We start from the raw sequence: 9560 nt of genomic DNA on the forward strand, positions 1-9560 counted from the left end.
GGGCCGCGGGGGAGCCATGTCCATCATAGCTATATCTGGTTGGGCAGTCTGCGCACGGCGTTCATGCTGCTGGCCATCGTGGTCTTCTCCTCGTTCTCGGCTATCATCGGCGCCATCTCCGAGGGCGAAGCCATCACGCGCGGCGACATCCCCATGCTTTTCATCGTCATCGGATCCGTGATCGCCGGTATCGTCGTGCTGGTGGCGCTTGTGGCGGTCTACCAGGTGATCTCGTACAAGCATCTGTACTACGAGCTAGGGCCCGAGGAATTCAACCTGTATTCGGGCATACTCAACAAGAAGCGCGTGCATGTGCCCTACCAGCGCATCCAGTCCGTCGACCAGCACGCCACGCTCATCCAGCGCATCTTCGGCGTGTGCAGCGTCAGCATCGACACGGCGGGCGGCGCGGCGAACAAGGCCGTCATCGTGCCGTATGTGCAGAAGACGCAAGCTGAGGAGCTGCGCCGCGAGCTGTTCGCGCGCAAGCAGTACGCCGTAGCCGTGCGCAACGGTGCCGCGCCCGATGCCGCCGTTGCGGCGATGGCCTCTGCAGCGGGCGTTCCCGCGCAAGCCTTGCACGAGGGCGCCAATGTGCTGGACGCTCCCGCCGAGATCTGGCAGGACGTGCGCGGCGTGTTCGGTGGCGCCGCGGTGGATACGGGCCGCGTGACCTACGAGTACGGCATGTCCAACAAGGAGCTCGTGTTCACCGGCCTGTCGAACAACACGGCGTTCTTCGTCGTGGTTGTCGGCATCGTCGGCGCCGTTTCCCAGTTCATGGGTCAGATGGCGCCCATCCTCTCCGGTTCGATGGAGCCGCTCGTTGGCAACGTTGTAGCCACGAGCGTTCGGCTGTTCGGGGGCAGCCTCATCGCCGCGGGCGTGGCGACCTTCCTCGCTGCGTCGCTCGTGTTGTGGCTGCTGTCTGCCATCGGCGCTTGCGTCTCGTACGGCGGCTTCCGCGCATGTCGCCGCGACAACCGCATCGAAGTCGAGCACGGCCTGCTGCAGCACCGCTTCCAGGGCGTCGACGTCGACCGCGTGCAGTCGGTGATGGTGAAGCAGAGCTTCATCCGCCGTCTGCTTGGCTACTGCGAGCTGTCGCTGGGCAAGATCGATGCGGCGGCTGAAAACTCCGACGACCAGCAGAAAGGCCTCAGCCAGCAAGGGCTCGTGATCCATCCCTTCGTGAAGATGTCCCGCGTGCCCGAGATTCTCGCGGGCATCGTTCCCGAGTTCGCCGACGTTCCCACCGAGAACATCCCGGTGGCGCCCGTGGGGCTGCGTCGCGCCCTCATCCGCCGATGCATCATCCAGGGGACGGGCTTCTGGTTGGCCGTCCTCGTGGCGGCAGGGCAGATCGCGGTGAACCTCCTGGCGGATCCGGCCGTGCCTGACGGAGCCATGACGTTGTTCTTCGTCAACAACGGCGCGCTGTTCGGCTATGCGCTTGCGGTCGTGCTGCTCGTTCTCGACGCGGTAGGAGCCGTGCTGTGGTTCCGTGGCTCGGGGTTTGCGTACAACGAGCGTTTCATGCAGGTGAGCAACGGCGGGTTCGCTCGCGAGACCATCAGCTTCCCGCGCAAAAAGATACAGTTCGGTTACACGAAGACGAATCCTTTTCAACGCAATGCCGGCACCGCTACGGTCAACGCGCGCACTGCAGCAGGGGTTGGAGGCACTACCATCAGGCTTATCGATGCCCGAGAGGATGATGCCCGTGCGTGGCTTGCTTGGCTCAAGCCCCACGGAAATGTGATACAGTAGCACCATGAACGCATCAACTACATCCGACGCCAAAGGCGCTCGAAGTACCGGCTCCGGCCGCAGTGCCGAGAGCCCTTCTTCGGTCGTGCCCGAAACAGAGCACCGGCCCGCTCCCGGTTGGACGCCTTCGCAATTCAAGCCGAACGACTACGCCAGCATGCACGCGCTGCGCAACGAGGTGTCGCATACGTCGGCCAGCGCCACGAACAAAGCTCGCGACATCCGCGAGTACACGCTGGGGGAGGAGATCGCGAACTCCGTCACCCATGGCTTGGGGGCGCTGTTGGCCATTGCGGCCATCCCCATCCTCGTGGTGCGCGCGCTCGACGACGGAGGCGGCATCTACCTGTTCGCCGCGCTCGTGTACACCCTCACGATGCTGCTGGAATATACCATGTCCACGCTGTACCATGCCATCGCGGTAGACCGTGCGAAGCGCGTGTTCAAGGTGCTCGACCATAGTTGCATCTACCTGTTCATCGCCGGATCCTACACCCCGTTCTGCCTGATCTCGCTTGCCGATTCCGGCGGCGTGTGGCTGTGCGCCTTCGTGTGGCTGGTTGCGTTGGCGGGCGTTGCCTGCGAGGCGTTCTGGGTGTTTCGTCCGCGCTGGGTGTCGGCCGTGCTGTATCTTCTCATGGGCTGGTGCGTCATCTGGTTCCTCCCTGCGCTCATCGAGGCCATCCCCGGGCCGGGCCTGTGGCTGCTCGTGGGCGGCGGCATCTGCTACTCCATCGGGTGCATCTTCTACGTGTTGAAGAAGGTGCCGTACATGCATTCCCTGTTCCATCTCTGGGTACTCGCCGGAAGCGTTCTGCAGTTTCTGGCCATCTTCTTGTACGTTATGTAAGCGGTCGCGTGCATAAGCGCGCGGGCATGACAGCCCCACGGGTGCCGCGAGGACGCAGCGCGAAAGCGCCTCTCCGCGCGGCCAAAGCGCAGAGGTTGCGCATCGTCCGCTTGTCGAAGGAGTTGCAGAAGTACCATGGATATTTGGATTAGCATCGTCGTCACGTTCGTGCTGGTGCTGGTGAACGGCTATTTCTCGATGTCGGAGATGGCGTTGGTGAACGCGCGCCACGTACTGCTGCAGCACGATGCCGACGAGGGCGATAAAAGCGCCCAACGCGCGCTGGGTCTGGCCGCCGATTCGGGGCAGTTCCTGGCCACCATCCAGGTGGCCATCACGCTCGTCGGGTTCTTCGCCTCCGCGGCTGCCGCCACGAACCTCTCCGATCCGCTGGCGCAGTGGCTGTCCGGCTTCAACATCGGGTGGCTTTCCGTTATCGCGCCCGGTTTGGCCCCCGTGGTCATCACGCTCATCGTGTCATACCTCAGCATCGTGGTGGGCGAGCTGGTGCCGAAGCGCATCGCGCTGGCCGATGCCGAGCGCGTCAGCAAGATGGTGGCCGGACCGCTCATGGTGTTCCAGAAAATCGCTTCGCCTTTGGTGGCGTTGACCTCGGCGTCCGCGAACGGGCTGTCGCGCCTGTTCGGCATCAAGAACGCCGACGAGCGCCAGAACGTGTCCGAAGAAGAGATCAAGTACATGGTCACGGACAACGACGAGCTGCTCGAGGACGAGAAGCGCATGATCCACGACATCCTCGATTTGGGCGACATGACCGTGCACGAGATCATGACGCCGCGCGTGGACGTGATGTTCGCGGAAGACACCGACACGGTGCGCCAGACGGTGGAGCGCATGCGCGGCACGGGCTACTCGCGTCTGCCGGTGTATCACGAGGACATCGACCGCATCGTGGGCATCGTCCACTTCAAGGACCTCGTGGCGCCGCTCATGGACGGCAAGGAGCACGAGCCGGTGGCCGAGTACGCCTACGAGGCCATGTTCGTGCCCGAGACGAAGGATCTGTTCCCGCTGCTCGCCGAGATGCAAACGAATCGTCAACAGATGGCTATCGTCGTTGACGAGTACGGTGGCACCGATGGTTTAATTACCGTTGAGGACATCGTAGAGGAGGTCGTCGGCGAGATCGTGGACGAGACGGATCGAGAGAATCCGTTCATCGAGCAGGAAAGCGAGAACGTCTGGGTGGTCGACGGGCGATTCCCCGTCGAAGATGCCGCAGAGCTTGGATGGCCGGTGGAGGATTCGGCCGACTACGAGACCATCGCGGGCTGGCTCATGAGCATGCTCGACTCGGTGCCCCAGGTGGGCGAGGAACTTGCGTTCGACGGATACCGCTTCAAGATTCAGGCTATGCGCCGCCGTCGCATTTCGACGGTGCGCGTGGAACGACTGGACGATCCCTCCCCATCATGCGTGGACGCTGTCGAGGCGATCGACCGGGAGGAAGCGTGACGAGTGAAAAACGGCTGCTCCGTTCGCGAAAGGCGCTCATAGGCGGCGTCTGCGCGGGCGTGGCCGATTATTTCAACGTCGATCCTGTCATCGTCCGTATCATCATGGTGGTGTTCACCCTGGCCTCGGGCGGGCTGCTGGGCATCGCATACATCCTGCTGTGGATCGTGCTGCCGCTCGAACCGAAGGAGGAGGCGCCGCTCGACGTGCACCCCCAGTCGGTGCATTCCGAGACGTACGGGACGTTCGAATTCGGCGGCACCCCGCGCAAAACCGAGTCGGGGGCGCAAAATGCGCCCAATCCCGCGCAAGCGGCCGGTTGGCGCTATGCGCATCCCCCGTACGCCTCGGCCGCTCATGTGCCGCCCGAGCCCCCGGCAGGCGCATCGCGCGCCTCTGCCGCTGCGCCTGCCGATGCTTCTCGTTCGTATGCGCCTCCGGCGAGCCATTCGCATGAAGGGTGGATGCATGCCGCGCCGCAACAGCAGCCGCCGGCGAAGTCGTCGCGCTCGGGCGTGAAGGCTGCTCTGTTCGCGGGGTCGTTCCTGTTGTTTTTCGGCATGTCCGCTATGGTGGCGAGCATGGTCGAAGGCGTGGTGTGGTGGCAGTATTGGCCGCTTATCTTCGTTATCTTGGGCATCGTCGGTATGGTAGTCCCCGGCGAAGAGGGGCATCGCATGCGCCAGTTCGTGGACTCCCTTATCACGTTTTCCGCGGGAGTGGTGCTGGTGCTGATGAGCCTCGATGTCATCGGGTGGCGCTCCATCGAGTTCATGTTGGTGGGCCTATGGCCGCTGCTGCTTATTATGGTTGGGCTGCTGCTTCTGGGAGGCGCGCTCAAGTCGCCGCTGCTTACGTTGCTGGCAGGCTTGTGCTTCGTGGCGTTCTGCGTGGTGGGATTGCTGTGGTACTCGGTTCCGGGAGCGACGGAAGAGCTGGTTTTCTCGGCGCCGTACGGGCGCGAGTATCGTTTCGACATGCAGCCGTGGGAAAACATCGGTCTAAACGAGTCCGTTGTGATCTCGATAACCGAATGAGCGTGCTTGTCGCGTTACAGAGCACATAGTTCGTTCGCTTTTTCCCGTGTCCGCAACTAAGGCGAACCACCTGCTGAAATGCGCTTTCATTCACTGTCAAGCGAACAAATCGTGTAGGGCGTCTCCATAAAATTTTGCCCTCGGACCCCCTTGTCCGTTAAAATACGTTTTGTCACAACAGCATATCGCCCTTTCGGCAGCAAACCCTCACACAATTTACTACGCTGTCAACCGCTTCGGCGGCTGGGTCGTGTGCTGTTCAACGAAAGGTAACTGACGTTTTGGCTAAAAAGCGCTATATACAAAAGAAGTCGAACCTGGCTGCTAAAATTATCGCGGTCGGCTGCGCATCGTGCGTGCTGACCGGGTGCATCGGCTTCGGGTTCGCCTCTGCTGGAAGCGGCGCCGTGCACGATATCGATTCTTTCGGCATCGGCGGTGCGGACGCGAATGTCGCCATTGCCGATTCTGCCGACTTCGCCAACGTATCCGAGGGTTCCACCCGCGAGTCCACCGTGCTTACCAGTACCGCATCGCGCGACATCTCGCAAGGCATCGAAGCTATCGAAGCCGAGGAAGAAGCTGCTCGCATCGCCGCGGAGGAGGCCGCTCGTGCCGAGGAGGAGGCTCGTATCGCCGCCGCCGAGCAGGCGAAGGCCGAGCAGGAGGCCGCCGCTGCGCGCGATGCAGCCTCCGATGCCGTCGCCTCGCTTCCCGAAGTTGATTTCTCCGTGGGCAAAGAGGCTTTCGTTTCCGAGTGGACCTCCCGTATCAATGCATACTTGGCCGGCTCGCCCTTGGCGGGGCAGGGTGCCACGTTCGCCGAAGCTGCCTGGAGCAACGGCGTCGACCCGCGCTGGTCGCCTGCCATATCCAACACCGAAAGCTCCAAGGGCGCGCATTGCTTCCTGCCGTACAACGCATGGGGCTGGGGCGATAAGAGTTGGTCCAGCTGGGAAGAGGCTATCAACGCTCACGTAGCGGGCCTGGCAAACGGCTACGGCTACTCCATCACGTATGCGAACGCTGCCAAGTACTGTCCGCCTAATACGGATCATTGGTTCAAGGCGACTATCGGCCAAATGAAGACGATCTAAACGTTCCGCCGGCCACGAGCCGGCGGTTCCTTTTCCATCGTCGAATCCTTCTTCCGCATGCGTTCGAGACGATGGCCTTGCGGAATGTTTCACGTGAAACATTCGTTCCTAAGTGCCTGATTGCCACGTTACGCCTTTGTCGCCGTTCTATGGCGACGCTGGTCGTGCCCGCATCCATGCAGTATGCTAAGCGCAGCAAGAAATCGGCACCATGCGGGTGCCTGGTGAAAGGATCGGTATGAGCAACGTGATCGTCGTCGGCTGCGGCCGCGTCGGTTCCCAGCTGGCGAACATGCTGTCGGATAACGGCAACAACGTGTGCGTCATCGACAAGAACGTGAACGCGTTCGCGAACCTGGGGCGCAACTTCAACGGCTCCACGGTGCAGGGTGTGGGCTTCGACGAGGAAACCCTCGTCAAAGCCGGTGTCGAAGATTGCGACGTCATGGCCGCCGTCACCCAGTTCGACAACACGAACCTCATGTGCGCCGAAGTGGGCAGCCGTCTGTTCGGCGTGCCGCACGTCATCGCGCGCCTGTACAACCCCGATCACGAGCGCGCGTACATGCAGCTGGGCATCGACTACGTGTGCGGCACGTCGCTGGTGGCCGAGGACGTGTTCAGCAAGGTGGTGTCGGGCCACGGCGCCCATCTCGACACGTTCGGCGAGTTCGAGGTGCTGCGCTTCTCGCTGGACCTCAGCTCCACCGACAAGCGCACCATCCGCGTGGGCGAGCTGGAGCGCGATCACGACGTCCGCATCATCGCGTTCGAGCGCAGCGACGGCTCGGCCAGCTCTATTCCTACGCGCGACTCCATCCTCTACAACGGGGATTCGGTGCTCGCCTGCGTGCGCCATGAGCTGATCGAATCGTTCTCGCGCTATATCCAAGATTAAGGGAGACGGAGCATGTACATCGTTATCGCTGGCGGCGGCAAGATCGGCGAATACTTGGCTTCAGTGCTGCTTTCAAGCGGCAACGACGTGGCCGTCATCGAGGAGAATCTGGCCACGGCCGACCGCCTGTCGGTGGCGCTTCAAGGGCGCTACCTGGTCATCCACGGCGACGGCTGCGACTCGAAGTACCAGGAGGACGCGGGCATCCGGCGCGCCGACGTGTTCGTGGCCACCACCGGCCAGGACGACGACAACCTCGTGTCGTGCGAGATCGCGCAGCGCGTGTTCAACGTGCCGCGCTGCATCGCGCGCGTGAACAGCCCGAAGAACCTCCGCATCTTCAAGGAGGTGGGCATCGAGTGCGTGTCGTCCACCACGCTCATTGCGAACCTCATCGAGGAAGAGACGCTGCTGGGCAGCGTGAGCGTGGCCTCGTCGCTGACGCACGGCAACGTTACGCTTACCGAGATCGTGGTGCCGCGCATGCGCCATCATTCCAACGAGGCCGGCATCCTGGTGTCGTCGGTTCCCATGCCCGAGAACAGCCTGATCGCGGCCGTGTCGCCGAAGGACGACGACAACGTGGAAGTGGCCAGCGAAGAGACGGTGCTGTATCCCGGCGACAAGGCCATCGTCGTGGCCGACAACGAAGTGCTCGACGAAGTCCGGGCGCTGTTCAAGGGGCTGTAGGTTCCGTCGGCCTTGCGGCTAGACAGCGCCAAGCCATAAAGCGAAGTTGTCCGACCTGGTCGGACAACTTCGCTTTATGTTTTCCAGAGCGTACGGTTGCCTTGTTTCGTCTTTTGAACCCATTTTTTTGCTTTGCGACAATGGGGTTGCCGAAGGGGACGACCCCATCGGTCGAAGAGGACGGAGCGAGGAGGGGTTCGCATGAAACGTAATTTCAGCAACGAATCGGCAAGCACGAAGAGCATGTCTCGTAGGGCGTTTCTCGGAGGCAGCGCGGTGGCGTTTGGCACGGTGATGCTTTCGAGTGCGATGGGCGCTTGTTCGGCACCGGAAACATCCGAAGGGCGGGGCGCGGGCGCGTCTGCAAACAGCGAGCAGGTACTTTACGAGCTCTACGATACCGATATTCTTATCATCGGCGGCGGCCTTGCGGGGTCTCATGCGGCATTGCAGGCTTACAAGCAGGGAAAGGACGTTGCGGTCGTTGAGAAGGCTGCCTTCCATTTCGGCGGTGCTTGCGGCTACAACTGGTGCAACTGGGTGAACTTCATTCAGGCTGACACGCCGTGGGATCAATCCGAGGACTTCGTTTTGAACGAGTTGACGAACAAGAAGATCGCAAAGGCGACCCATGAAGCGTTTACTGTGGAGGAGCGCAATTTGCTGCTGCGCTACGCCCAAGAAGGCAACAACCTGTTCATGCGCGATGAAACAGGTGCGTTTGTGCCGGGCCTCGATATCCCGGGCTATCCGCTTTTCGGCATCTTCAACGGTTTCCCGCGATACTTTACCGATTCCGTGGAGCGTTCGGGCGCTCGCATCTTCGACCAGACCATGATCACCGACATCGTAGTCGAAGACGGTGCCTGCATTGGAGCGGTAGGGCTGCATGTGCCCACGGGAACGGTGCGCGTTTTTCGTGCAAAGTCGACCGTATCTTGCACGGGTGCAAGTTCGTGGATTTACGGGTGGAATACTGTGGCTCCCACTTCCATCAATTCACCGGACAACACAGGAGATGTAGATGCAGCTGCTTTTCGACGCGGTGCGGCTCTGCAGGATTCGGAGTTTTTTCAATTCGACCTCATCAGCATGTATCCGACGGGGCTTGCGGCGACGTTCGTAGGAGGCATCGGCGCTGACAATCTGTGCTGCGAATACATCTGCGATGCAAACGACAATTACTTTTTCCGTGGCATGGACTACTCCACGCTCGATCGCATCACGTTCACGCGCACAATCGCCAAGGCAATTCACGACGGCGGTGGATCGCCGAATGGCGGAGTGTACGTGGATTTCTCCAATCCCGAGGCGTTTGCGGCCATGGGGGAGGTGTATCGCCGTAACGTCGAGTTGTGGAAAGAGGTGTTCGGCATAGATGTGGCATCCACTAAGCTCGAATGCGCGCTTGAGGCTTATGAGCACGGTAGCAACCCGCGCGTTGATGAAAAGCTTATGGTGGAGGGCCTGCCTGGATTGTTCTGCGCTCGCGGTGGCGGAGTATACGGAGCGCAAGGCGGTTCATCGGTGAACGTTGCTTATCGAGACGGCTCATACGCCATGATGCAAGCTGTCGAGTATGCCGAGGGCGCGGGCAAAGACAAGCCGAAGGCGTTCACGTTCGATACGGTTGAAGAGGAGATTAACCGTTTGCACGAGATACGCATCCGTCAGACGGATGGTAAGAGGCCTCAGGAAATTACCCGTATGATACAGCGCGCTTGCTATCGGGCATGCCAGCC

The 9560-nt window shown here is 61.3% G+C and carries 8 protein-coding genes; all 8 read left to right on the plus strand.

The features are described 5' to 3' along the window. Positions 1-1770: PH domain-containing protein (locus tag ACMO6A_RS07865; RefSeq protein WP_418471042.1), on the plus strand; the 1770-nt coding region annotated here is incomplete at its 5' end. An 85-nt stretch (positions 1771-1855) separates the two neighbouring features. Continuing rightward, positions 1856-2620, plus strand: a complete 765-nt coding sequence (gene trhA, locus ACMO6A_RS07870; protein ID WP_009305821.1) for a PAQR family membrane homeostasis protein TrhA — start codon at positions 1856-1858, stop codon at positions 2618-2620. 135 nt (positions 2621-2755) lie between these two features. Continuing rightward, complete coding sequence (locus ACMO6A_RS07875; protein WP_009305822.1) at positions 2756-4096, plus strand: hemolysin family protein; 1341 nt, start codon at positions 2756-2758, stop codon at positions 4094-4096. Continuing rightward, the gene (locus ACMO6A_RS07880; RefSeq protein WP_009607976.1) at positions 4093-5133 is read left to right on the plus strand and encodes a PspC domain-containing protein; all 1041 of its coding nucleotides are present in this window, start codon (positions 4093-4095) and stop codon (positions 5131-5133) included. Before ACMO6A_RS07875 ends, ACMO6A_RS07880 begins: the two co-directional genes overlap by 4 nt. Before the next feature lie 281 nt (positions 5134-5414). Beyond that, complete coding sequence (locus ACMO6A_RS07885) at positions 5415-6230, plus strand: CMP-2-keto-3-deoxyoctulosonic acid synthetase (protein WP_114518275.1); 816 nt, start codon at positions 5415-5417, stop codon at positions 6228-6230. Positions 6231-6468: 238 nt separating this feature from the next. After that, entirely contained in the window at positions 6469-7128 is a 660-nt protein-coding gene (locus ACMO6A_RS07890) for a potassium channel family protein (RefSeq protein WP_009305825.1), read from the plus strand. Positions 7129-7140: 12 nt separating this feature from the next. Then, positions 7141-7818 (plus strand): potassium channel family protein, encoded by a 678-nt coding sequence (locus ACMO6A_RS07895; RefSeq protein ID WP_009608210.1) that lies wholly within the window; start codon positions 7141-7143, stop codon positions 7816-7818. Positions 7819-8019: 201 nt separating this feature from the next. After that, on the plus strand, positions 8020-9560 hold a 1541-nt coding region (locus ACMO6A_RS07900; protein ID WP_418471043.1), incomplete at its 3' end, for an FAD-dependent oxidoreductase.

Origin of the sequence: Eggerthella sp. (assembly GCF_048329335.1) — a bacterium.
In the GTDB taxonomy this organism is placed as follows: domain Bacteria; phylum Actinomycetota; class Coriobacteriia; order Coriobacteriales; family Eggerthellaceae; genus Eggerthella; species Eggerthella lenta.

Coding starts and splice junctions, on each gene's coding strand:
- ACMO6A_RS07875 (WP_009305822.1), top strand. CDS start 2,756: ATGGATATTTGGATTAGCATCGTCGTCACGTTCGTGCTGGTGCTGGTG.
- ACMO6A_RS07890 (WP_009305825.1), top strand. CDS start 6,469: ATGAGCAACGTGATCGTCGTCGGCTGCGGCCGCGTCGGTTCCCAGCTG.
- ACMO6A_RS07895 (WP_009608210.1), top strand. CDS start 7,141: ATGTACATCGTTATCGCTGGCGGCGGCAAGATCGGCGAATACTTGGCT.